Raw genomic sequence first — 24,032 nt, forward strand, 5'->3', positions numbered from 1 at the left:
GTCTCCGACGTCTCTTCCGAAGCTCGCGCGTCGGCATCCGCGCACCCGCACACTTCCGGGAGTCGCTCATGTCATCACCGAACACCTTCACCACTGCCGCCGTCACGCTCGACCGGGTCTCCTTCGCGTGGCCTGACGGCACCGTCGCGCTCGACGCCGTATCCGGTTCCTTCGGGTCGGGCCGCACCGGCCTGGTCGGCCGCAACGGCGCCGGCAAATCGACGCTGCTGCGCCTGATCGCCGGCGAGCTCGCCCCTGCCTCCGGTCAGGTGCTGCACTCGGATCAGGTCGCGTACCTGCCGCAGCGGCTCACGCTCGACACCGACCGTCGCGTCGCCGAACTGCTCGGCATCGCGGCGCCGCTCGACGCCGTGCGCGCGATCACCGCGGGCGATGTCGATCCGATGCACTTCGACGCCGTGGGCGATGACTGGGACATCGAGGCGCGCGCCCAGGCATCCCTCGCCGAAGCCGGACTCGACCCGTCGTTCCTCGACCGCACGGTCGGCGAGCTCTCGGGCGGGGAGGCGGTGCTCGTGGCGGTCGCCGGCATCCGCCTGCGGCGCGCGCCGATCACCCTGCTCGACGAGCCCACCAACAATCTCGACCGCGAGGCCCGGGCTCGGCTCGCCGAGTTGGTGCGCCTCTGGAAGGGCGCGCTGATCGTGGTGAGCCACGACGTCTCGCTTCTCGAGCTGATGGACGACACCGCCGAGATCTACGGCAGCGAGCTGAGCGTCTTCGGCGGTCCGTACTCGGAGTGGCGGGCGTGGCTGGATGCCGAGCAGGGCGCCGCGCGTCAGGCCGAGCGCGACGCCGCGCAGGCGTACAAGAAGGAGAAGCGGCAGCGGATCGAGGCAGAGGCGAAGCTCGCCACCCGCGCGCAGGTCGCGAGGAAGGCGTTCGACGAGAAGCGGGTGCCGAAGATCATCGCCAACGGCCGCAAGATGGCCGCACAGGTCTCGGCCGGCCGCCTGCGCACCGAGGTGCGCGGCAAGGAGGACTCCGCCCACCAGGCGCTCGACGCCGCCGGACGGCGGGTGCGCGATGACGACACCATGAAGATCGAGCTGCCGGATCCGGGCATGTCCGCCTCGCGACGCATCGCCACGATCGGCGACGGGGAGCGCACGTGGATCGTGCAGGGCCCAGAGCGGGTGGCGCTGATCGGCCGCAACGGGGTCGGCAAGACGACCCTGCTGCGCCGGCTGGTGACGGATGCCGCGGCGTCCGGGTTCCCGATGAACCCTGAGCTGGTCGCGCAAGCGCACACCGACCGGATCGGCTACCTGTCGCAGAGGATCGACGGGCTCGACGACCACGCGTCGGTGGTGCAGAACATCGCCGCAGCCGCGCCGCACGTGCCCGACAAGGAGCTGCGCAACCGGCTGGCGCGCTTCCTGATTCGAGGGGCGGCCATGGATCGGCCCGTCGGGGCGCTCTCGGGCGGCGAGCGGTTCCGGGTCGCGCTGGCGAAGCTGCTGCTCGCCGATCCGGCACCGCACCTGGTGGTGCTCGACGAGCCGACCAACAACCTCGACCTCGACACGGTCGACCAGCTGGTCGAGGCGCTGCGCGCCTACCGCGGTGCCGTGCTGATCGTCAGTCACGACGACGCGTTCCTCGCGCGGCTGGGGCTGGATCTCACCCTCGAGCTGGACGCCGAAGGCTACCTCGCGCAGATCGGGTGAGGGTTTCGCAGCGCGGTTCTGGTGGGCAGGATGGGAGGCATGACACCTCTCGTCCGCCCCCGCCAAGACCGCGTGATCGCCGGCGTCTGCTCGGCCGTGGCGCGACGGTTCGACCTCAGCCCGACGACCATGCGCGTGGTCACGGTGCTGGCAGTGCTCTTCGCGGGCCTGTCGATCTGGGCCTACGTGCTGCTCTGGATCATCGTCCCGAACGAGTTCTGAGGCTCAGCGGCGCCGGCTCGAGCGCATGGCCCTCGTGTGCGCGATCGCGGGGTCGGCGGCGAGCGCCGCGTACTCCGCGGAGTCGCGCGGGAAGAGGGCGACCCGGCCATGCTCGTCGTGGTGCGTGCCCCAGCCGTAGCGCTTGCCCAGGGGCGATGCCCGCAGGCACGCCTGCCCCTTCGAGAAGAACTCGGCTCTGGCGTCCACGTCGCTCGGGTCGATGCCCTTGCGCAGGGCGTGCGTCTCGAACAGCACGTCGTCGGAGGTGCGGGTGTACGGCTCTTCGCTGAGCAGCCGGTAGTGCAGTGCGGCGATCGACAGGTTCTCGGCGATCGGCGGCTCGACGCCGTACTCGGCCGGACAGTCCTCGCTGACCTCGATGAAGGTGCTGGTGTAGTTCGTCGTGTGCGCCATGCCGCCAGCATCCCCTACCCCTCTGACGTTGTCGAGAGCAGCTCGCGGCTCCAGAATGGAGCCATGTCGCGCAATCCCATGGCGTTCCCGCTGAGCCCGCAGGAAGTGGGCGCGCTCAAGGCACGCCTGTCTGCGGATCCCCACGACGAGGCGGCGCGCCGGGAGCTGGTCGACCGGTACCGTCGAACGGGAGACAACGATCAGGCCGGTCGCTACGCGATCGCGATCGATGGGCTCGCGACGATCGTCGAGCTGCGCGCGTACAAGGCGATGCTGACGGGCCTGGGGGTGGGAGCCGACGATCGCCAGCTCGCGCGCCTCAGCCGACTGCCTGCCGGGCACGAGGCGATAGCCCGGGCTCGTCGCCTGCTCGACGCCGCTGCCGAGCCCCCGTCCGAGACGCTGAGCGTCAAGATCGCGTCTGTCGCGTGGTGGACTTTCGGCGGTGCGGTTGCGATCACCCTGATATGGACATATTTCTCCACGCTTTCGGGTGACCCGGCTGCGCAGAGCACGGCTCGGATCCTCGGCGGGCTCTCGCTGTGCGTGCTCGCCGTGGCGGGGGCGTCGTCATGCCTCGCGTATCTGTCTCGGCGTGAGCGGCTTCGAGCGGTACCCGACGGACTGCTGAGCGTCGTAGCCGCAGTTCTCGCCGCTCTCCAGCTCACCCGCTGACACCTGCGCCGCCTCAGGCGTCTCTACCCCTCCGACGTTGTCGAGAGCAAGCCACCCGAGCAGTGTCCGGGGCCTGGCGCATGATGGAGGGATGAGCGACGTGCTCCAGAGGTTCACCCCCGCGACGCAGGACTGGTTCCGCGGGGCTTTCGATGCGCCCACGCCCGCCCAGGCAGGCGCGTGGGACGCGATCTCGGCCGGGCGCAACGCGCTGGTGGTCGCACCGACCGGGTCGGGCAAGACGCTCTCTGCCTTTCTCTGGGCGATCGACAGCGTGTTCCGTGAGCGGACGGCGGGCGCAGAACCCGGTCCGGATGCCGACGAGCGCACCGCACGCACTCGCGTGCTGTACATCTCCCCGCTCAAGGCCCTCGGCGTCGACGTCGAGCGCAACCTGCGCTCGCCCCTGATCGGCATCGGGCAGTCGGCGCGGCGTATCGGGGCGCCCGCCCCCGAGATCACGGTGGGCGTGCGGTCCGGTGACACGACATCGAGCGATCGCCGCAAGCTCGTGACTGACCCGCCCGACATCCTCATCACCACGCCCGAGTCGCTGTACCTGATGCTCACCAGCCGCGCCGGCGAGACGCTGCAGAACGTGCACACGGTGATCATCGACGAGGTGCACGCGGTCGCGGCGACGAAGCGCGGAGCACACCTCGCTGTGAGCCTCGAGCGTCTCGACGCACTGCGCGTGGCGAGAGGTGCCGAGAAGCCGGCGCAGCGGATCGGCCTGTCGGCGACGGTGCGCCCGATCGACGAGGTGGCGCGGTTCCTGGGCGGCTCGGCGCCGGTCGACATCGTCGCTCCGCGTGCGGTGAAGACCTTCGAGCTCGGCGTCGTCGTGCCGATCGACGACATGCGCAACCCTCCCCCGCCGCCTGGCGCCACAGCGTCCGCCGATGAGCCGGCGGAGTACACCGAGATCACCGGATCGGTGTGGCCGCACGTCGAGGAGGCCATCGTCGACACGGTGCTAGGGAACCGCTCGACGATCGTGTTCGCGAACTCCCGGCGCCTCGCCGAGCGTCTGACCGGGCGCCTCAACGAGATCTATGCCGAGCGGATCGGGGTGGCTGTTCCCGATCCCGCTGTGCCGGCCGCGCGGGCCCAGGGAGCAGAGGCTCCGGGCGGCGCGCATGCGACGACTGGAGGGGCGACCGGGGCGGCGCAGGCCGGCGCGACCGCCGGCGTAGAGCCCGTGCTCGCGAAAGCGCACCACGGCTCGGTCTCGAAGGAGCAGCGGTCGATCGTCGAAGACGAGCTGAAATCCGGCGTGCTGCGCTGCGTCGTAGCGACCAGCAGCCTCGAGCTCGGCATCGACATGGGCGCCGTCGACATGGTCATCCAGGTCGAGGCTCCGCCATCGGCGGCATCCGGCCTGCAGCGCGTCGGCCGCGCAGGGCACCAGGTCGGCGAGATCAGCCGGGCATCGCTCTTTCCCAAGCACCGCGGCGACGTGCTGCACACCGCGATCGTCACCGAGCGGATGCTGGCGGGGCAGATCGAGGCGATCGCGGTGCCGCGCAATCCGCTCGACATCCTCGCCCAGCAGACGGTCGCCGCGTGCGCCCTCGACTCGATATCGGTCGAGGAGTGGTTCGAGACGGTCCGACGCAGCGCGCCGTTCCAGACCCTGCCCCGCTCTGCCTACGAGGCGACGCTCGATCTGCTGGCGGGCAAGTACCCGTCGGACGAGTTCGCCGAGCTCCGCCCGCGAGTGGTGTGGGATCGGGATGCCGGGACTCTGACCGGCCGCCCCGGGGCCCAGCGCATCGCCGTCACCAGCGGCGGCACGATCCCCGACCGCGGGCTGTTCGGTGTCTTCGTCGCCGGCGAGACCTCGGGCGCCCGCGTCGGCGAGCTCGACGAGGAGATGGTCTACGAGTCCCGCGTCGGCGACGTCTTCACCCTCGGCACCACCAGCTGGCGCATCGCCGAGATCACACACGACCGGGTGAACGTGCTGCCCGCGTACGGGCAGCCCGGCAAGGTGCCGTTCTGGCACGGCGACGGAATCGGGCGCCCGTTCGAGCTCGGCGAGGCGCTGGGCCGGTTCTCGCGCGAGGTCTCGACGGCGCAGCCCGCGAAAGCGCAGCAGCGTCTGATCGACGCGGGTCTCGACGAACGTGCTCGAGACAACCTGATGGGGTACCTGACCGAGCAGCGCGAGGCGACGGGCACCCTGCCCACCGACCGAACGCTGACCGTCGAGCGCGGCCGCGACGAGGTCGGCGACTGGCGGATCATCCTGCATTCCCCGTACGGCATGAAGGTGCACGCGCCATGGGCGCTGGCCCTCAACGCACGCGTCCGCGAGCGCCTCGGCGTCGAAGGATCGGCTGTGGCGAGCGACGACGGGATCATCGTGCGGATCCCGGATGCCGATGCGCAGCCGCCCGGCGCGGATCTCTTCGTCTTCGACGCCGATGAGCTCGAGCAGATCGTCACCACCGAGGTGGGCGGGTCGGCGCTTTTCGCATCGCGGTTCCGGGAGTGCGCAGCACGTGCGCTGCTGATGCCGCGGATGAACCCGAACAAGCGCACGCCGCTGTGGCAGCAGCGACAGCGCTCCGCGCAGCTGCTCGAGGTCGCCCGACGGCATCCGACCTTCCCCGTGATCCTCGAGACGCTTCGCGAGGTGCTGCAGGACGTGTACGACCTGCCCTCGCTGCGCCGGCTGATCACCGACATCTCCGAGCGCCGCATACGGCTGGTCGAGACCGAGCCCGCGCAGCCCTCGCCCTATGCCCGGGATCTGCTGTTCGGCTATGTGGGCGCGTTCATGTACGAGGGCGACTCGCCTCTCGCCGAGCGCAGGGCGGCAGCGCTGTCGGTCGACCCGGCACTGCTGGGCGAGCTGCTCGGCACGGTCGAGATGCGAGAGCTGCTCGATCCCGACGTGATCGTCCAGTTCGAGCGCGAAGCCCAGCGGCTCGACCCGCAGCGCCGGGTGCGGGGGGTGGAAGGCGTGGCCGATCTGCTCCGGATGCTCGGGCCGCTGGACGCCGAAGAGGTCGCCCTGCGGCTCGAGGGGGCCACGGTGGACGCCGACTCGGCCGCCGCGGAGGCGGGATCGGAGGCCCGGCCTGCCAGCACCGAGGACGCCGCCGCCTTCCTCGCCGAGCTCGTCGCCGCCCGCCGCGCCATCCCGGTGACGATCGCCGGGCAGTCCCGTATCGCCGTGATCGAGGACGCCGGCCGCCTGCGCGATGCGCTCGGGGTGGCGCTGCCAACGGGCATCCCGGTCACCTTCCTCGAACCGGTCGCCGATCCGCTCGGCGACCTCGTCTCGCGTCACGCGCGCACGCACGGTCCGTTCACCACCGACGCTGTCGCGGCCCGCTTCGGCATCGGCGCTGCGGTGGCCAGGCACACGCTGCAGCGGCTGGAGTCGGCCGGCCGGCTGACGAGCGGGTTCTTCCTTCCCGCCTCCTCCGGCGGCGGGACCGCGCCTGACGGCTCGAAGGAGTGGTGCGACGTCGAGGTCATGCGCCGCCTGCGCATGCGCTCGCTCGCGGCGATCCGCGGCAGCGTGGAGCCGGTCAGCCCACAGGCCTACGCCCGCTTCCTGCCCGATTGGCAGCACCTCACGCGTCCGACCGAGGGCCTCGACGGCGTGCTGAGCGTGATCGAGCAGTTCGCCGGCGTGCCTGTCCCCGCGAGTGCCTGGGAGTCGCTCGTGCTTCCCGGTCGCGTGCGCGACTACTCCCCCGCCCTGCTCGACGAGCTCACCGCCGCCGGCGAGGTCGTCTGGGCCGGTCATGGATCGCTGCCAGGCCGCGACGGCTGGATCTCGCTGCATCCCGCCGATCTCGCACCCTTCACGCTGCCCGTGCCCGAGGAGCCCCCTGCCGCCGGTTCGCTGGAGGAGAAGGTGCTCGACGCGCTGCGGCTGAGCGGGGCATCGTTCGCGGGCGCGCTCAAGGCGATGACCGGTGCTGAGAATCAGCAGTCCGTCGTCGAGGCGCTCTGGTCGCTGGCATGGCAGGGTCACATCACCAACGACACCTTCGCCCCGGTCCGCGGGCTCGTCTCCGGAGGGTCCCAGGCGCACAAGACCGCGCGGCGCGCGCCGCGCACACGCACCTACCGCGGCATCTCGCTCGCGCGACCGGCCGCACAGCCGACGGCCGCCGGAGCAGGCGGCCGCTGGGCGTTGCTGCCCGAGACCGATCCGGATGCCGCGCGCCGAGCCACGGTGACCGCCGGACTGCTGCTCGACCGGTACGGCGTCGTCACCCGCGGCGCCGTTCAGGCCGAGGGCGTGCCCGGCGGCTTCGCACAGGTGTACCGGGTGCTCGCGGGCTTCGAGGAAGCAGGCCACTGCCGGCGCGGGTACGTCATCGAGAAGCTGGGTGCAGCCCAGTTCGCGGCATCGACCACCGTCGACCGGCTGCGCACCTTCGCGGGCCTCTCGGATCCGCCTCCGCTCAAGACCGTCACCCTGGCCGCGACCGACCCTGCCAACCCCTATGGCGCCGCCCTCGCGTGGCCGCGTCTCGAGAGCGTGTCGCACCGACCGGGCCGCAAGGCGGGCGGCCTGGTGGTGCTCGTGGACGGCGCGCTCGTGCTGTATCTCGAGCGCGGAGGCCGCACCGTCCTCGCATTCGACGACGATCCCGACGTGCTGCGCGCCGCCGCCGCCGACCTCGTCGCGACATCGCGAGCACGGCGGCTCGAGACGCTCACGGTCGAGAAGATCAACGGCGACGGCGTCTACGGCACTCCTTTCGCCCTGGCGCTGCAGGAGGCGGGATTCGTGGCCACTCCGCGGGGCTACGCCCTGCGCAAGGCCGTCTGACGGTCGCGCCCGCCCTCCGCGATGCACATGTTCGTTCTTATTCACGAATCTATACATCACGAACGGGGGTCATATTTCGTAGAAAAATACGAATATCGGTGATCGCGGCGTAAACTTTTTCGTATGTCAGCACCCGCTCTCCACCCTTTGCGACAAGCCGTCACGGCTCTCGCCGGAGTGTGGGCGGATGCTGGTTCTGCGGCTGACCTCGGCCGATCCGAGCTCGTGTCGATCACCCGCGCGATCGGGTCTGCCCGGCGGGCGCTGGATGCCTTGCAGGCGGAGGTCGCGGCGGCGATCGCCCACGAATCCCGCCCCGAACTGGGCGCCGACTCTCTGGCCAAGCAGCAGGGATTCCGCAACACTGTGCAGCTCATCGCCACCACCACCGGGACCAGCGCGGGTGACGCAGCACGACTGGTGAGAGTCGGTGAGGCGATCGCCCCACGCCGTGACCTTCTCGGTGAGTCAGCGCCTGCGAAGCACCCCGCCGTGCAGACGGCCGTGACCTCCGGCGCTCTGGGTGGGGCGGCGGCGGCCCTGATCGTCGAGTTCCTCGACTGCGCCCGCATCGGCGCCGACAAGACCCTGGTGGCGGATCTCGAGCGGAAGCTCGTCGACCGCGCGGTGGGACTGTCGCTGGATGACGTGCGGCGGCTGGTGAAGCGCGCCGAGGCGCTGCTCGAAGTCGGCGAGCTCGAGCAGCGGGAAGAAGAACGACGTGCAAGTCGGTCGCTGAGCATGTTCGAACGCGACGGGATGCTGCACCTGAACCTGGTGACTCCTGTGGAAGAAGGCGCGGCGATCAGAGCCGCGATAGACGGTTACGTGTCCGCGCAGTTCCAGGCCCGCAAAGACGCCCCTGACGGGGTGGATGCCGGTGCGGTGGATGCCGATCAGCGCACCGTCACCATGATGCGCGCCGACGCCCTCACCCTCTTCTGCACCCATGTGCTCGACTGCGACAGCCGGATGCCCGTGGCAGGGGCCACCGTCATCGTCCGGGTGATCCTGGAAGACCTCGAAGCCGGCACCGGCGCCGGGACGATCGACGGTGTCGATCAGCCCGTGTCGGTCACCGCGATCCGGCGGATGGCGGCCTCGGGCGGAGTGATCCCCTGCGTACTGGACTCCGCCGGCGAGATCCTCGACTGGGGCAGAGAACGACGATTGTTCACCAGAACTCAGAAACTCGCCCTCGTCGATCGCGACGGCGGGTGCGCGATGTGCGGACTCCCACCGAACATGACCGAGGTGCACCACATCAGATGGTGGCAACGAGACACCGGGCCCACCGATCTCAGCAACGGAATCCTGCTCTGCTCCACCTGCCACCACCGCATCCACGACAACGGCTGGGAGATCCGCATCGACAACGCCGATCCGCGATCCGGCACGAGGGGACGAGTGTGGTTCATCCCACCACCCCACATCGATCACACACGAACACCGCGCCTCGGCGGCCGAGCCCGCTACGACACCGCCGCCTGACCCGGCCAGGCCCGCCCCGCACGCACCTGGTCGCCGTTCAGGTCGGTGCCGATCGCCTGTTCTTCATCGCACCCTTGGCCATCTCTCCGGCCGTGACGAGGATCACCGTCCCCGGCGTCTGATTGACTTCACACATGGTCAGCGAGTTCTTCACCGGCATCCGCTACCTCGGGCGCGGTCTCGGCTACTGGCGTCTGCGGCCGGCGCTGATGGCCCTCGGCCTCGTGCCAGGACTGATCGCACTGGCCCTGCTCGCGGCGGCGATCATCCCCCTGCTGCTGAATCTCGGCGGGCTCACGGCGTGGGCCACGCCCTTCGCCGACGGGTGGGACCCGTTCTGGCGGGATGCGCTGCGCACCGCCCTCGGAGTGGTCGTCGCGATCGCCGTGCTGGTCCTCGCGAGCGTCACCTTCACGGCACTCACCCTGCTCATCGGCGACCCGTTCTACCAGCGCATCTGGCGAGCCATCGAGACCGACCTCGGCGGCGACGTGCCCGAGGGCGATGGAGGCTTCCTCGTCGCACTCGGCGAGAGCGTGCGGCTGATCGCTCTCGGAGCGCTCGTCGCACTGCTCGCCCTCGCGATCGGCTTCATCCCGCTCGTCGGCGCGCCGCTCGCCGCCGTCACGAGCGTGCTGCTCACCGGTCGCCTGCTCGCCCGAGAGCTCACCGGCCGCGCACTGAACGCCAGAGACATCCCGAGCGCCGACCGATCCCGCCTGTTCGCCGGTCACCGAGCGCGCCTGCTGGGCTTCGGCGCAGCCACCCAGCTGTGCTTCATGGTTCCGCTCGGCGCCGTGTTCATCATGCCGACAGCCGTCGCGGGAGCCACCGTGCTCGCACGCGACCTGCTGGGCCGTCGATCGACTCCGGTGACCCCCCATGCCTGAGGGCGACACGATCTACCGCACAGCACGGCGCCTCGACTCGGCGCTGCGCGATCAGGAGGTGACGCGCTTCGACCTGCGAGTGCCACGCCTCGCGACCGCCGACCTCACCGGCGAGACCGTGCACGGCGTCGTGCCACGGGGCAAGCACCTGCTGATGCGGATCGGCGATTTCACCCTGCATTCCCATCTGCGCATGGACGGAGCGTGGTTCACGTATCGACCGGGCGAGAAGTGGCGGCATCCGGCGTTCACGGTGCGCGCGATCGTCGGCACCGCCGAGCACGAAGCCGTCGGCGTCGACATCGCCGAGGTGAAGCTCGTGCCGACGCGCGACGAGGAACAGCTAATCGGTCATCTCGGGCCCGACCCGCTCTCCGACGACTGGGATCTCGACGAGGCGATCCGGCGCCTGAGCGCCGACACCCGGCCCATCCACGTCGCGCTGCTCGATCAGCGCAACGTCGCCGGATTCGGCAACGAGTACGCTGCGGAGCTCCTGTTCCTGCGCGGCATCCGGCCCGAGACGCCGACGCCTGAGGTCGACGTCCGAGCGCTGCTCGATCTCGGCGTGCGCACGATCAGGGCGAATCGCGACCGGCGCGACCGCACGTTCACCGGCGACGCACGTCGCGGCTTCACCGACTGGGTGTACGGCCGGGCAGGGCGCTCCTGCCGACGCTGCGGCACGCCCATCCGCAGGGGTGAGCTGGGCGCGGATCCGACGCGGGAGCGCCTCACGTTCTGGTGTCCGCGCTGCCAGCGGTGAGCTGATCACGAACGGGGAATGAATCAAGCCCCCTCCTGGTTGTAGCTATATCCGGAAGACTCCGGACACGGGAGGAAACGTGGGCAAGAACTACATCGATATCGAGGACGACCAGGGCGCCACGCTGCGATACCGCAAGCACGCCAACGGACGCGGACTCGTCGCGCATGGCGCGAAGGTGCATCCGAAGGCTCTCATCGAGGCCGGTGCCTATGTCGAACCGGGAGCACGAGTGGGCGCAGGCGCGCGGGTCGCGCGCGGCGCCTGGGTGGAACCGGATGCCGTGATCGGCGAGAACGCTCGGATCGACGCGCATGCGCACATCGGCGCAGGAGCAGCGGTCGGAGACGGAGCCTGGATCGGGGTGCGCACCGAGATCGGCGCAGGAGCGCAGGTCGCGCGGGGCACCCGCATCGGGCACGACGAGAGCGTCGCCCCTGGTCTCACGGTCATCACCGACCGGAAGGGACTCTGGCTGGCGGCCTGAGCCCCTCACACGAGAGCCCGCCTGGTCGTGTCGACCGGCGGGCTCTCCTGTGCAGCCGGACCGATCAGAGCAGGCGGCGCTCGGTCGCCCAGACCGTCAGCTCGTGCCGCGACGACAGCTGCAGCTTGCGCAGCACCGATGACACGTGCGTCTCGACGGTCTTGATCGAGATGAAGAGCTCGGACGCGACCTCCTTGTACGCGTAGCCGCGCGCGATCAGCCGCATCACCTCCTGCTCACGCCCCGACAGCCGGTCGAGCTCGTCCTCCACCGCCGCGGTCTCACCTGCGACGGCGCCGAAGGCATCCAGCACGAATCCGGCCAGCCGAGGCGAGAAGACGGCGTCTCCGCCTGCCACGGCATGCACAGCACGCGACACCTCGATCCCCGAGGACCCCTTCGTGATGTACCCGCGGGCGCCGGCGCGGATCACGCGCACGACATCCTCGGCGGCATCCGACACGCTCAGCGCGAGGAACCGCGCCGTGGTGGGCGCGGCTCCGCGGATCACCGCCTCTCCGCCCGTCGAGTCCGGGTGCGGGGCTGCTGAGCTCGCCGAGGGTCCGCCCGGCAGATGCACGTCGAGAAGAACGACATCGGGTCGGGTCTCGGAGATGACCACGATGGCGGATGCCACATCTGCGGCCTCACCGACGACCTGCACCGTCTCGTCGAGGTCGGCCCGCAGCCCGGAGCGGAAGATCGAGTGGTCGTCGACGATCACCACCCGGATGCTGTCACCCATGCGATCGCTCCTCGTTCGGCCGCGCCTCCGCCGCCCGCGCAGCAGTGCCGACGATGCGCAGATGCACCTCGGTGCCGTTCGCGTCGCTGCGCACGGTGGCTGTGCCACCGGCGCGGCGCATGCGCCCGACGATCGACTGCCGCACTCCGAGCCGGTCGCTCGGCACGTCGTCGAGGTCGAAACCGGCACCGCGGTCGCGTACGAACACGTCCACCCCGGTCGCGGCGCCCTCGATGTACACCGACACCTCGCCTCCGGCGTGACGAGCGGCATTGAGCATCGCCTCGCGCGCGGCGGCGGCGAGTTCGCCACTGGCCCGCTCGGTGGACAGCCCCGCCGAGACGACGTCGATCCGCGCGGGATAGTCGAGTTCGAGAGCGCCGGCGTAGTCACGCAGGTCGGTCGCGAGGTCGCTGTCGGCAGGGGCATCGCCGTCGTACAGCCAGGCTCGCAGCTCACGCTCCTGCGCGCGGGCGAGACGGGCGGCTTCACTCGAGGCGCCCGCGCGGTTCTGGATCAGCGCGAGCGTCTGCAGCACCGAGTCGTGCAGATGGGCGGCCATCTCGCTGCGCTGCTCTTCGCGGATGCGCCTGACGCGCTCCCCCGCGAGCTCGCGCCAGCGGTGCGCGAGCGAGGAGGAGAAGATCGCCAAAAGACCCGCGAACGGAGCAAGCAGCAGGAACGGGTTCGACGCCCGCAGCAGAGCGAGAAGCAGGATGACGACGCACACCACGGCGATCACGCGCACCACCGCCGTGTGACGCGGCCCGCGGCGGGGATCGTCGCGGTCGACGAGGTCGGCCCACAGCGCAGCGGCGACGACGGGCACGACCACCATGAACAGCGTGAGCACGTCGGCGATGATCCAGACGTCTGCTGTCGTGTCGCCGAGGTCTCCCAGCCACACGCCGAAGCGATACCCGGTGCCCAGCTGCGGAAGAACGATGAGCGAGAGCACGCCGCCGCCGACCAGCAGCAGCCAGGCCACGGGCATCCGTCGTGACGGACGTGCGTCGCCCTGCTCCCACGGTGTGAGCATCCAGCACCAGATGTAGAGCAGGATCCCGAATCCCGCCATCGGAGCCGACACGATGAAGACCGTCCGCACCAGAGCCGGCGATGTGCCGAGGTGCCTCGCGAGGCCCTCGGCCGTGCCGGTGATGAGGCACTCGCGCACCCGGGCGAGCGCCGGGCGAGCGGGTGCAGACGCCCGCGAGCGCGTCGGTATCGCGAGTGGAACGGAAGTCGACATGCCGCCATCCAACCACCGCCGCGGCCGGATCCGCCTTCTCTGCGGTCAGGATCAGGGTCGAGTCAGGGGTTCACCCCATGGCGACCGGCGCAGGCCGCGCGACAGGATCGGAGCATGACATCTCCGACCGCGCCGCCGACGCTCGATCGCCCGCCGGCGCCCCGCCGCTCCGACCGCTTCTACGCCTGGGTCGCCGGGCTCGGCGTCGCGCGCTCGGACGGCTGGATCGGCGGCGTGGCCGCCGGCGTCGCGTCGCGCCTGCGGATCGACCCGCTGATCGTGCGCGGAGTTCTGGTCGTCGCGACCCTGTGCGGGCTGCCGCTCGTGCTGATCTACGCACTCGCCTGGGCCCTGCTTCCGGATGCCGAGGGGCGGATTCACCTGCGGGAGCTGCTGCGCGGGCGGTTCCAGCCGGCCCAGCTCGGAATTCTGGCGGGGGTCGTGTTCGGGCTGCTCACGAGCGCGTCACCGGTCGGGCTGTTCGTCATCGAGCGGATGCTCAACCCGTACGGCTATGTGACGTTCGACTACGGTCTGAGCCCCTTCGGCACCTTCTTGTTCATCATCGGGCTGGTGCTGATCGGCATCCTGCTCGTCCTCATCGTGCGCGCCGCGCGCCGCACGCCGGGCGATGTCACCGCCCCGGCACCCTCCGCACCGGCAGGCGACTCGGGAATCGCCGCCGCAGCGGACCCGCGAGGGGAGGATGCCGCACCCGACGGGCGGATGCCGGCGTCCCCCCTCGCCCCCTACCCCGGCGAGGGCGCCGACTACGAGACCTGGCGCGCACAGCACGCCGACTGGCAGCAGCAGGAGCAGGCGTGGCGGCGGCAGCAGGTGGATGCCGATCGCGCGGCGCGCGAACAGGCGCGCGCCGAACGTCAGGCGGCCGCAGCCGCATTCTCTGCAGAGGCTGCGGAGCGCCGGCGCATCCGCCGCGCGTCGAATCCGCGGGTGAGCGCCGCGTACGTGGGCACCGTGCTCGGGTTCGCGCTGGTCGCCGCCGCCGTCGTCTGGCTCTGGGCGAGCGCCCCGGATGCCACGACCGCGGCCGTCGCGCTGTTCAGTGCCGCCCTGGTGCTGGCGTTCGGGATGATCGTCGCCGGTGTCGCCCGACGACGCAGCGGCGTCCTCGCGTTCGCCGCCGCCGTGACGCTGCTCGCCGGAGTCGTGACCGGGGGCGCCGCATCGGCCGGCGACGTGCGCCTCGGCGACCAGACGCTGTCGAACACGGGCGAGCCCAGCTCGATCAGGCAGCCGTTCGGCCGCACCGGCATCCAGCTGGCGAACATGCCCGGAGTGACCTCGCGCCCCGTGGTGCTGCACAAGGGCGTCGGGTACACCGACATCTACGTCAGCCCCGGTGTCGAGCTGCAGCTGACCGCCACGGTCGGCGACGTCGCCGTGCAGTGGGAGCGGACGGACTTCAATGCGAGGGGCGAGACGACCACCGTCGAACAGGGTGTGTTCCAGGGGGTGCCGGCCGGCGACGGCCGCACTCTCTATCGCGAGTCGGTCACGTCTTCCCTCGATCCTGATTGGTCGGGCCCCGACGCGCCACGCGACGTGAAGTCGGTTCCCGTGACGATCGAGCAGGACTCGGGCGCCATCTTCATCATCTACGCGACCCACCCCGATGAGGAGGCAGCACAGTGAGCACCGAGCCGACCGTTCCGCTGTCCGACCTGAACGAGACCCTCCCGATGGACGAGCCGACGACGGCTGCCCTCGATGATGCATCCGCCCGGCTCTCGTCCCCGGCGCCGCGCACGCGCTGGGCGGCGATCATCTGGGGAGTGTGCTTCGCCGCGGTCGCCTGGTTCGGCATCTGGATGCTGAGCGCGACCACCCGCCAGAATGCGATCACCGACTGGTTCGCCTCGCTGAGTCCGGGAACGATGACCGCGACCGTGCTGCTCGGCGTCGGCGTGCTGGTGCTGATCAGCGGCCTCGTCGGACTCATCCGGCGGATGCAGCGTCGGGGCTTGGCGACCGACTGACCTGACGGTGACGTCCGTGCGCAGCAGCAGCAGGAACGCCACCCTTTCTAAAAGAGGTCAGTATCGAAATTAGAATCGAAACTGCCTCTAAGGCAAGAAGCTCTTCCTTCAGAGAGGCGTCATGGACATCACCGCACGAGCCTCGAGCATCGGCTCCCTCGCCGATGAGACGCGACAGGCGCTGTACGAGCACGTCGTGAGCCAGCCCGACGCGGTGACCCGCGAAGCGGCCGCGAGCGCGATCGGCGTCCCTGCGCACATGGCGCGATTCCACCTCGACAAGCTCGTCGAGGCCGGATTGCTCGAGACCGAGTTCCGGCGTCTGAGCGGGCGCACAGGGCCGGGCGCCGGCCGACCGTCGAAGCTGTATCGGCGCGCCGGCGGCACCCTCAGCATCTCGCTCCCCGAACGCCGGTACGACCTCGTCGGGCACGTGCTGGCCGGAGCGATCGAACGCGCCGGCGAGGGGACGCCGCTTCGCGACGCCCTCGCCGAGGTCGCCCATGACGAGGGGCGCTCGATAGCGGCATCCGCGCCGAAGACCTCCGCCGCGGCCGACGATGAGACGGCCCGGGTCACGGCCGTGCTGACCGCCCACGGCTACGAGCCGCGCACCGGATCCGGCGACGACGGCGGAGCCGTCATCCTCGCGAACTGCCCGTTCGACTCCCTCGCACGAGATCACACCGAGCTGATCTGCTCAGCCAACCTCTCGCTGCTCGGGGGCGTGCTCGACGGCCTCGACTGCACGCACCTGCGCGCCAGCGGCGAGCCGCACGCCGGACGCTGCTGCGTGGCGATCCGTCCGCGCCCCTGACACCCCGGCCCGCCTCTGGCCCGACACCTCAGGTCGGGCCGCCTGTCCGACCACGACGGCAGCCTCGGCCGCACCGTCCGCCGCGAATGCAGCGCGCTACGCTGAACCGGTGAAGAACGACCGGCGCCGCGCTCCCAAGGGCGGGCGACCGCGCCCGGCGAAGGCAGGGCAGAAGAGCGCCAGGCCCGCACCGAAGCGCGCGCCGCGCCCCTCCCCCAGCCCGCGCCGACGCCCCCGGTCGACGAGACGCCGCGCGCGTTCCGCCTCGGCGTCATCCCCGGCGCCACCCCGGGCAGATGGGTCGATGCCTGGAAGGAGCGGATGCCCCACGTCGACATCGAGCTCATCCCGATCACCTTCTCCGGTCAGCGCACCGCTGTCGGCGACCTCGATGCCGCACTGGTCCGCCTCCCCATCGACGACCGCGACGAGCTGCATGTGATCCCCCTCTACGACGAGGTGCCCGTCGTCGTGGCATCCGCCGACTCGTTCCTCATGGCGACCGATCAGCTGACGCCGGACGACCTCGCGGGCCAGGTGCTCATCACTCCCGGCGACGACGTGCTCGGCCCGCTCGACCTGCCGACGGACGAGCCGTCGTTCCCGACGATCCAGACCACGGAGGAGGCGGTCGCGACCGTGGCATCGGGGGTCGGAGTCCTGGTGGTGCCCATGTCGCTCGCCAGACTGCACCATCGCAAGGATGCCGATTATCGCCCGCTCCTGGGCGGGCGCACCTCGACGGTGGCGCTGGCCTGGCCTCGCGAGAGGACGACACCCGACGTCGAGACGTTCATCGGCATCGTGCGCGGCCGCACCGCGAACTCATCGCGATGACCCCCGCCCTCACGGGTGAGGGCGGGGGTCATCCCGAAGGCGTGATCAGGCGGCGGAGCGCTGCGGCGACGCGACCGCGACCGACAGGGTGCCCGCCACGCCGTCCACGCGAACACGGCCTCCGTCGACGAGCTCGCCCGTGACGAACAGGTCGGCGATCCGGTCATCGACCTCGCGCTGGATCAGGCGACGCAGCGGGCGCGCACCGTACTCCGGCTCATAGCCGTTCTCGCCCAGCCACTGCACGGCGGCATCCGTCACATCCAGCGAGACATCGCGACCGGCGAGACGCTGCGATGTGGCCTGCAGCATGAGCCGCACGATCCGTCCCAGCTCGTCGCGGCCGAGCTTCTGGAACAGCACGATCTCGTCGATCCGGTTCAGGAACTCCGGCCGCATGGCCTCGCGCAGCCTGCCCATCACCCTGGCGCGCAGGTCGTCCATCGACGCGAATCCGTTGGCCGACGCGTCCTGCGAGGCCACGAATCCGAGGGCGCCCGAGCGCGACGCCAGGAACTCCGAGCCGATGTTCGACGTCATCACGATCACCGTGTTGCGGAAGTCGACCGTGCGACCCTGGCCGTCTGTCAGTCGGCCGTCGTCGAGCACCTGCAGCAGCAGGTTGAACACGTCGGGATGCGCCTTCTCGATCTCGTCGAACAGCACGATCGAGTACGGGTTGCGCCGCACCCGCTCGGTGAGCTGACCGGCCTCGTCGTACCCGACGTAACCAGGAGGCGCTCCGACCAGACGCGAGACGGTGTGCCGCTCGCCGAACTCGCTCATGTCGAAGCGGATAACGGCGTTCTCGTCATCGAAGAGGCGGTCGGCGAGGGCCTTGGCCAGCTCGGTCTTGCCGACACCGGTCGGACCGAGGAACAGGAATGACCCGACCGGTCGTCGTGCGTCGCCCATTCCGGTGCGACTGCGCCTGACGGCGCGGGCCACCGCCGCCACGGCGTCGTCCTGCCCGATCACGCGAGCGTGCAGATCGGCCTCGAGGTCGCCGAGCCGCTCGCGCTCGGTCTCGGTGAGACGGCTCACGGGGATGCCCGTGGCCCTGGACACCACGGCCGCGATCTGCGCCTCGTCGACGACGGCCTCCTCCGTCGGTCGCGATGGAGCCGCGCCGCCGAGTGCATCGATGCGGTGCTGCGCCTCCACGATCTCGTCGCGGATGCGCGAGGCCTCCTCGTAGTGCTCGGCGGCCACAGCCGCGTTCTTGCGCGACTCGAGCTCGGCGAGCTGTGCGAACAGCTTCTCGACATCCGGCACCACGCCCAGGCGCAGCCGCAGCCGCGCGCCGGCCTGATCGATCAGGTCGATGGCCTTGTCCGGGAGCACCCTGTCGGGCAGGTACCTCGCGCTCAGCTCCACGGCGGCGCGCACGGCATCGGAGGTGTACGACACGGCGTGGTGCTCCTCGTATGCGGGCAGCAGCCCCTCGAGGATCAGAACGGCGTCCTCGAGGGAGGGCTCGGAGACCCTGACCGGCTGGAAGCGGCGTTCGAGTGCCGGGTCCTTCTCGATGCGCCGGTACTCGCCGAGCGTGGTGGCGCCGACGAGGTGAAGGTCTCCGCGCGCGAGGCGCGGCTTGAGGATGTTTCCGGCGTCCATGCCGCCGCTGTCGCCGGAGCCGCCCGCGCCGACGACGGTGTGCACCTCGTCGATGAACACGATGACCTCGCCCTTGTGCGCGGCGATCTCGTCCATCGTCTTCGTCAGGCGCTCTTCGAAGTCACCGCGATAGCGGGTGCCGGAGAGCATCGCGGGCAGATCGAGCGCGACGACGCGGCGGTCCTTCAGCTGAGCGGGAACGGCGCCCTCCACGATCGCACGGGCGAGGCCCTCGACGATGGCGGTCTTGCCGACGCCCGCCTCTCCGATCAGCACGGGGTTGTTCTTGGTGCGACGGCTCAGGATCTCGATCGTCTGCTCGATCTCGTCGGCGCGTCCGATCACCGGGTCGAGCTCGCCGGCGCGTGCTCGCGCCGTGAGGTCGAGACCGTACTGGTCGAGCATGGGGGTCGCTGCTGCATGATCGGCCTGCGGCTCGGACGTGTCGACCCCGTCGACCCCCGTCGCCACCGGCTCGCGCAGGCTCTGCGTCAGCGCCTCCGCTGTGACCCCGGCGCGGGCGAGGATCTGACCGGCCGGTACGTCCTGCCCCAGCACGAGCGCGAAGAACAGGTGCTCGGGATCGATGTAGGTCGCGCCGGACGAGCGCGCCACCTGGTACGAGTGGAACAGCGCTCGGCTGGCGCTCGGCGTGATCGTGGCCGCGCCGAGTCCCGCGGGCTCGGCCGGCACGGGAAGACCCGCATCGACGGCGGCGACGATGGACTGCGGGTCGACGCCGATGTGGCGGATCGCCTTCGAGACCGCGTCATCCTCGACGATCACCCGCAGCACGTGCAGGGAGTCGAGGTCGGTCTGACCGCGCTCGAGCGCGAAACGACCGGCACGCTGCAGGATCTGCTGCGTGCGCGCGGTGAGGAACCGGGCGAGGTCGATCGAACGGGCCTGCCGGTTGCGTTCCCCCGCGAGATAACGGGCGAGGAACTCATCGAAGGATCCCGCACCCGCGTCGTTGAAGTCGTTGGGCATTACCTTTCCTCTCAAAGTTGAGCGCACTTCTATCAACTTCAACATCAGATGATGAACGATATTCCCGGTCGACGTCAAACCGCCCAATAGACTCGGCGCATGTCCTCGGTGCTGTACGTGTGCGTTCGACCCGAGCGGAGCGCGGCCGACGCCGAGCACCGCTCCTTCCGCAGGGGACTCGGACTCGGGACGCTCGATCGCCTCGACCTGCTGCACGCGTCGCTCGAGACCGTGGAGTGGGAGCAGTACGACGGATTCGTCATCGGCGGGTCGCCGTTCAACGTCACCGACGCGCAGAAGGGCGAGCACCAGCATGCAGTCGAGCGCGATCTCGAGCGCATCGCCGGCCGCGTGCTCGACGGAGCAGCCGCGGCGCTGTTCACGTGCTACGGCATCGGCGTCGTCACCAGGCTGCTCGGCGGCCGCGTGCACACCGAGCAGCCCGAGCAGGCGAGCGCGACCGAGGTGCACCTCACCGGGGCAGGCCTCGAGGATCGCCTGTTCGGCCCGAGCGCTCCCAGCCTGAGGGTGTTCACGGCGCATAAGGAGTCAGCCCGCGCGACACCGCCGGGATCGGTGCTGCTCGCCACCAACGACGCCTGCACCGTGCAGGCGTACCGGGTCGGCGATCGGCTGTACGCCACCCAGTTCCACCCCGAGGCGTCACCGCAGGATTTCGCCGATCGGATGGCCGTGTACCGGGCATCCGGCTATTTCGACCCGCGCGACTACGCGCGCACCGAGAGGGCGATCCTCGACGCATCCGTCGACGGCGACGACCTGCTCGCGCGATTCCCCCGCCTCATCGGCGGCTGACGTCGAGGGCCCTCGACGCATGCCCGGAGACGAGCCATAGTCGAACACTATGGCTTACATAGAAGGTTGAGGCCTTGTCCAATGAGTCACCATTCTTGAAACTGATCAGCACTGCTGCACTGTCGCAGCGCACTCCCGACAGGAAGAATCAACCCGATGAGCATCCGCAAGAACGCAGCCCTGATCGCAGCCCTCGTGGCTGCCACCGTCACTCTCAGCGGCTGCGGATCAGCCAGCGATTCGAACGCGTCCGGCGAGGACGGCCAGCGCACGGTCACGATCGTGACCTCCAACGACGCGCCGTTCTCGTTCATCGACAAGAAGACGAACGAGCTCACCGGCATCGACGGCGACATGCTGCAGGCGATGGCCGACGAGCTCGACTGGAAGCTCGAGGTCGTCGTCACGGACTTCGCGACCATGCCGCAGACCGTGCTGTCGAAGAAGGCCGACTTCATCGCCGACGGCCTCTACGTCACCGACCAGCGCAAGAAGACGCTCGCCTACTCCGACACCTGGTACTACCAGGGTGAGGGCATGGTCGTCCCCGCCGACTCCGACCTCACGTCGCGCGACGACGCCAAGGGCAAGACCATCGGCGTCATGACGGGGGCGACGCACCTCGAGATCGCTCAGGATCTGACCGACGAGGCCCACATCAAGATGTACGACTCGCAGGCGAACATGCTCCAGGCCGTCGCCAACAAGCAGGTCGACGCCGCCTTCACCGACCAGGCCGTCGTGGCATGGGCGCTCACCCAGAACCCGAACGACAAGGTCAAGCTCGTCACCCCCTACGAGCCCTACTTCCCGGGCACGATCGCCGCGGCGTTCCGCAAGGATGAAGAGAGCAAGGAGCTGATCTCCGAGCTCAACGGCGCGCTCGCCGACCTGAAGGCATCGCCGAAGTACATGGAGATCCTCGAGAAGTACGGTCTCAACGCCGACAACGTCGCCGAATGACCTCCGACACACGGGGTCTCTCCTGCGCCCCCGTCCGACGCTGAAAGGAAGACCGTGGAGTTCATCCAGAATGTCATCGGCGTCTTTCCCGATCTGATCAAGGCGATCCCCGTCGTCGCCCAGCTCGCCGTGGGCGCCATGGTGCTCGCCCTCACCCTCGGCCTGCTCGTCGCGCTGGCGAGGATCTCGCAGAGCTGGATCCTGCGCGGCATCTCGACCGTGTTCGTCGAGGTGATGCGCGGAACGCCGCTGCTGGTGCAGCTGGTGTACATCTACTTCGTGCTGCCGGTCATCGGCATCCAGCTCGATCCGATCATGGCGGGGATCATCGGCCTCGGCCTGAACTACGCCGCGTATCTGTCCGAGGTGTACCGCACGTCGATCCTCGCCGTCGACAGCGGCCAGACGGAGGCCGCCCTGTCGCTCGGATACACGCCGACCAAGGCGCTGTGGCGGATCGTGATCCCGCAGTCGTTCAAGATCGCGCTCGGCCCGATCGGCAACTACTTCATCGCCATGGTCAAGGACACCGCTCTCACCTCGGTGATCGCCGTGTCCGAGATCCTCAAGACGGCGAACACCCTGAACGCCCAGACGTTCCAGACCGTCGAGATCTACACGGCCGCGGCACTGCTCTACCTCGCGCTCTCGCTGCCCCTGTCGCGTCTGGTCATCGTTCTCGAGAGGAAGGCGCGAGCTCGTGCATGACGCAGTGATCAGCATCAAGGATGTGCACAAGGTCTTCCAGATCGGCGAGAAGCCGACCCTCTGGCAGCGCCTCACCGGCCGGAAGGACACGCGGAGGGCACTGGAGGTGCTGAAGGGCGTGAACCTCGAGGTCGCACCGGGAGAGGTCGTCGCGCTCATCGGCTCCAGCGGATCGGGCAAGTCGACGCTGCTGCGCTGCATCAACAAGCTGGAGACGATCGATTCGGGGCGCGTCCTCGTCAACGGTCATCTGGTCGGATACCGCGAGCGCAACGGCGACCTGGCCGCGGAGTCGGCCCGCGAGACCGCCCGCAAGCGCACCGACATCGGCATGGTCTTCCAGCACTTCAACCTGTTCGCGAACAAGACCGCGATCGAGAACGTGATGGCTCCTCTCCTCGACGTCAAGAAGATGTCGAAAGCGGATGCCCGTGCTCTCGCCGAGCCCGCCCTCGCGCTCGTCGGACTGCAGGACCGCATGGACAACTACCCGTCGCGGCTGTCGGGAGGGCAGAAGCAGCGTGTGGCGATCGCCAGGGCCATGGCGATGGAGCCCAGCGTGCTGCTGTTCGACGAGCCGACGTCCGCGCTCGATCCGGAGCTCGTCGGCGAGGTGCTCGCGGTCATCAAGAAGATCGCGGCCACAGGCACGACGATGATGATCGTGACGCACGAGATGCAGTTCGCCAGGGAGATCGCCGACCGCATCGTCGTCATGGACGGCGGGCTCATCGTCGAGCAGGGGGCACCCGAGACGGTGTTCGGGAATCCGCAGCACAGCAAGACGCGCGCACTGCTGCGCCGCTCCGGCATCCTCTCCACGCCCGAGACCGAGGTCGTGCCCGTCGTCGACGAGCTGGACGACGAGGCGTAGGGACGACGGCGTCGCCGATCAGCGCTGCGGCGCCTCCGGCCGGAAGGCGGCCCGCTGCAGCTGATCGGCGACCGGCGCCCTGTGGCGCAGCAGGCGACCGACCAGGTCGATCAGCTCGACGATGGCCGGCGAGAGCACGCTGTTGCGGCGACGGATGAAGGCGATCGTGTCGTACATCGGCACCTCGAACGGCGCGACATGCACCCCTCGCGGGAAGCTCCTGCTCTGCGTCACAGCCCGCGAGACCATGGTGTCGCCGACACCGCGCACGACCAGCTCGAGCGCCGCCTCGAGATACTCCACCTCGACCTGCGGCTCGAGCCGCAGTCCGCGTTCCTGGGCGCGTTCGCTGAGCTGCCGCCTGGTGGGGTCGTTCCAGCTGTAGCTCGCGTCATACAGCACCACGGGATGGGCCACGATCTGATCGATCGTCACCGGCGCCGCGACATGCGCGGGGTCGACGCTCGCCCACAGGACCTCGTCCCTGATCAGCGGGAACACCTCGAGCTCGTCATCGGGCACGGGGAGCACGACGATCCCCGCCTCCAGCGACCCCTCGCGCACTCCCTCGACGACCTCGAACGAGTTCTGGCCGAACAGCCGCAGCTGCACCTCGGGGTACTGCCTGCGGAACTGCTCGACCATCTCGGGCAGGAAGTAGAAGTTCGCGTTCCTGAGCACCCCGAGCGAGATGGTCCCGCGGCGGAGGCCCCGCAGCTCCGCGATGGCGTTGTCGGCCTGCTCCGAGGCATCGACGATCTGGCGGGCCCAGCCGAGCAGCTCGGCGCCCGCGGCTGTGAGGGTGAGCGTCCGCCCGGCGCGGATGAGCAGCTCCACACCGTGATGGTCCTCGAGCTTGCGCACGAGGGCCGACACCGTCGGCTGGGAGACCCCGAGGGCTTCGGCGGCCGCGGTGAAGGATCCGCCCGCGACCGCATATACGAATGCGCGAAGCTGCGTGATCGTCATAGCC

Annotated in this window: 21 protein-coding genes; 16 read left to right on the plus strand and 5 right to left on the minus strand. The window is 69.8% G+C overall.

The window, feature by feature from the left end; genetic code table 11:
- Positions 1 to 68: 68 nt before the first annotated feature.
- Both FVO59_RS02595 and FVO59_RS02600 read left to right on the plus strand, forming a co-directional pair.
- Positions 69 to 1,691, plus strand: coding sequence for an ABC-F family ATP-binding cassette domain-containing protein (locus tag FVO59_RS02595; RefSeq protein WP_182254339.1), 1,623 nt, complete (start codon positions 69 to 71; stop codon positions 1,689 to 1,691).
- A 39-nt stretch (positions 1,692 to 1,730) separates the two neighbouring features.
- The gene (locus tag FVO59_RS02600; RefSeq protein WP_182254341.1) at positions 1,731 to 1,913 is read left to right on the plus strand and encodes a PspC domain-containing protein; all 183 of its coding nucleotides are present in this window, start codon (positions 1,731 to 1,733) and stop codon (positions 1,911 to 1,913) included.
- A 3-nt stretch (positions 1,914 to 1,916) separates the two neighbouring features.
- On the opposite strand, the gene FVO59_RS02605 is transcribed toward FVO59_RS02600, so the two are convergent.
- Positions 1,917 to 2,327: a DUF6157 family protein gene (locus FVO59_RS02605; RefSeq protein ID WP_182254343.1), complete on the minus strand. Its 411-nt coding sequence runs from the start codon at positions 2,325 to 2,327 to the stop codon at positions 1,917 to 1,919.
- A 63-nt stretch (positions 2,328 to 2,390) separates the two neighbouring features.
- Between FVO59_RS02605 and FVO59_RS02610 the strand changes: the two genes are divergently transcribed.
- The 6 genes from FVO59_RS02610 to FVO59_RS02635 all read left to right on the plus strand — a co-directional run bounded on the left by FVO59_RS02610 (position 2,391) and on the right by FVO59_RS02635 (position 11,440).
- Positions 2,391 to 3,002 carry a hypothetical protein gene (locus FVO59_RS02610; RefSeq protein ID WP_182254345.1) on the plus strand — a complete coding sequence of 204 codons (612 nt, stop codon included), beginning with the start codon at positions 2,391 to 2,393 and terminating at the stop codon, positions 3,000 to 3,002.
- A 91-nt stretch (positions 3,003 to 3,093) separates the two neighbouring features.
- Positions 3,094 to 7,806, plus strand: coding sequence for an ATP-dependent helicase (locus tag FVO59_RS02615; protein WP_182254354.1), 4,713 nt, complete (start codon positions 3,094 to 3,096; stop codon positions 7,804 to 7,806).
- Between the two features lie 123 nt (positions 7,807 to 7,929).
- A complete protein-coding gene (locus FVO59_RS02620) occupies positions 7,930 to 9,297 on the plus strand; it encodes an HNH endonuclease signature motif containing protein (protein ID WP_182254356.1) in 1,368 nt (455 codons plus the stop codon).
- A 134-nt stretch (positions 9,298 to 9,431) separates the two neighbouring features.
- Positions 9,432 to 10,187: an EI24 domain-containing protein gene (locus FVO59_RS02625; protein ID WP_182254358.1), complete on the plus strand. Its 756-nt coding sequence runs from the start codon at positions 9,432 to 9,434 to the stop codon at positions 10,185 to 10,187.
- Entirely contained in the window at positions 10,180 to 10,953 is a 774-nt protein-coding gene (locus tag FVO59_RS02630) for a DNA-formamidopyrimidine glycosylase family protein (RefSeq protein WP_182254360.1), read from the plus strand. The genes FVO59_RS02625 and FVO59_RS02630 overlap by 8 nt, the downstream gene beginning before the upstream one ends.
- Positions 10,954 to 11,032: 79 nt before the next feature.
- A complete protein-coding gene (locus FVO59_RS02635; protein ID WP_182254362.1) occupies positions 11,033 to 11,440 on the plus strand; it encodes a transferase in 408 nt (135 codons plus the stop codon).
- A gap of 64 nt (positions 11,441 to 11,504) precedes the next feature.
- On the opposite strand, the gene FVO59_RS02640 is transcribed toward FVO59_RS02635, so the two are convergent.
- Both FVO59_RS02640 and FVO59_RS02645 read right to left on the minus strand, forming a co-directional pair.
- Positions 11,505 to 12,185 carry a LuxR C-terminal-related transcriptional regulator gene (locus tag FVO59_RS02640; protein ID WP_182254364.1) on the minus strand — a complete coding sequence of 227 codons (681 nt, stop codon included), beginning with the start codon at positions 12,183 to 12,185 and terminating at the stop codon, positions 11,505 to 11,507.
- Positions 12,178 to 13,437, minus strand: coding sequence for an ATP-binding protein (locus FVO59_RS02645; protein ID WP_182254366.1), 1,260 nt, complete (start codon positions 13,435 to 13,437; stop codon positions 12,178 to 12,180). The genes FVO59_RS02640 and FVO59_RS02645 overlap by 8 nt, the downstream gene beginning before the upstream one ends.
- A gap of 114 nt (positions 13,438 to 13,551) precedes the next feature.
- Here FVO59_RS02645 and FVO59_RS02650 point away from each other — a divergent pair, with 114 nt between their 5' ends.
- The 4 genes from FVO59_RS02650 to FVO59_RS02665 all read left to right on the plus strand — a co-directional run bounded on the left by FVO59_RS02650 (position 13,552) and on the right by FVO59_RS02665 (position 17,091).
- Positions 13,552 to 15,093 (plus strand): PspC domain-containing protein, encoded by a 1,542-nt coding sequence (locus tag FVO59_RS02650; RefSeq protein WP_182254368.1) that lies wholly within the window; start codon positions 13,552 to 13,554, stop codon positions 15,091 to 15,093.
- Positions 15,090 to 15,437 carry a hypothetical protein gene (locus FVO59_RS02655; RefSeq protein ID WP_259363390.1) on the plus strand — a complete coding sequence of 116 codons (348 nt, stop codon included), beginning with the start codon at positions 15,090 to 15,092 and terminating at the stop codon, positions 15,435 to 15,437. Before FVO59_RS02650 ends, FVO59_RS02655 begins: the two co-directional genes overlap by 4 nt.
- 121 nt (positions 15,438 to 15,558) lie before the next feature.
- On the plus strand, positions 15,559 to 16,254 hold the full coding sequence (locus FVO59_RS02660; RefSeq protein WP_182254370.1) for a helix-turn-helix transcriptional regulator: 696 nt from the start codon (positions 15,559 to 15,561) through the stop codon (positions 16,252 to 16,254).
- Between the two features lie 273 nt (positions 16,255 to 16,527).
- Positions 16,528 to 17,091, plus strand: a complete 564-nt coding sequence (locus FVO59_RS02665) for a LysR substrate-binding domain-containing protein (RefSeq protein WP_182256441.1) — start codon at positions 16,528 to 16,530, stop codon at positions 17,089 to 17,091.
- A 45-nt stretch (positions 17,092 to 17,136) separates the two neighbouring features.
- On the opposite strand, the gene FVO59_RS02670 is transcribed toward FVO59_RS02665, so the two are convergent.
- Positions 17,137 to 19,698, minus strand: coding sequence for an ATP-dependent Clp protease ATP-binding subunit (locus FVO59_RS02670; RefSeq protein WP_182254372.1), 2,562 nt, complete (start codon positions 19,696 to 19,698; stop codon positions 17,137 to 17,139).
- A 99-nt stretch (positions 19,699 to 19,797) separates the two neighbouring features.
- Between FVO59_RS02670 and FVO59_RS02675 the strand changes: the two genes are divergently transcribed.
- The 4 genes from FVO59_RS02675 to FVO59_RS02690 all read left to right on the plus strand — a co-directional run bounded on the left by FVO59_RS02675 (position 19,798) and on the right by FVO59_RS02690 (position 23,059).
- Positions 19,798 to 20,514: a glutamine amidotransferase-related protein gene (locus FVO59_RS02675; protein ID WP_182254374.1), complete on the plus strand. Its 717-nt coding sequence runs from the start codon at positions 19,798 to 19,800 to the stop codon at positions 20,512 to 20,514.
- 156 nt (positions 20,515 to 20,670) lie between these two features.
- Positions 20,671 to 21,477 carry a substrate-binding periplasmic protein gene (locus tag FVO59_RS02680; protein ID WP_182254376.1) on the plus strand — a complete coding sequence of 269 codons (807 nt, stop codon included), beginning with the start codon at positions 20,671 to 20,673 and terminating at the stop codon, positions 21,475 to 21,477.
- 54 nt (positions 21,478 to 21,531) lie between these two features.
- Complete coding sequence (locus FVO59_RS02685) at positions 21,532 to 22,185, plus strand: amino acid ABC transporter permease (RefSeq protein WP_182254377.1); 654 nt, start codon at positions 21,532 to 21,534, stop codon at positions 22,183 to 22,185.
- The gene (locus tag FVO59_RS02690) at positions 22,178 to 23,059 is read left to right on the plus strand and encodes an amino acid ABC transporter ATP-binding protein (RefSeq protein WP_275943030.1); all 882 of its coding nucleotides are present in this window, start codon (positions 22,178 to 22,180) and stop codon (positions 23,057 to 23,059) included. Before FVO59_RS02685 ends, FVO59_RS02690 begins: the two co-directional genes overlap by 8 nt.
- An 18-nt stretch (positions 23,060 to 23,077) precedes the next feature.
- Here FVO59_RS02690 and FVO59_RS02695 read toward each other — a convergent pair whose 3' ends face one another.
- A complete protein-coding gene (locus FVO59_RS02695) occupies positions 23,078 to 24,028 on the minus strand; it encodes a LysR family transcriptional regulator (protein WP_182254379.1) in 951 nt (316 codons plus the stop codon).
- Positions 24,029 to 24,032 lie beyond the last annotated feature (4 nt).

It is taken from the genome of Microbacterium esteraromaticum (assembly GCF_014084045.1).
Classification (GTDB): Bacteria; Actinomycetota; Actinomycetes; order Actinomycetales; family Microbacteriaceae; genus Microbacterium; species Microbacterium esteraromaticum_D.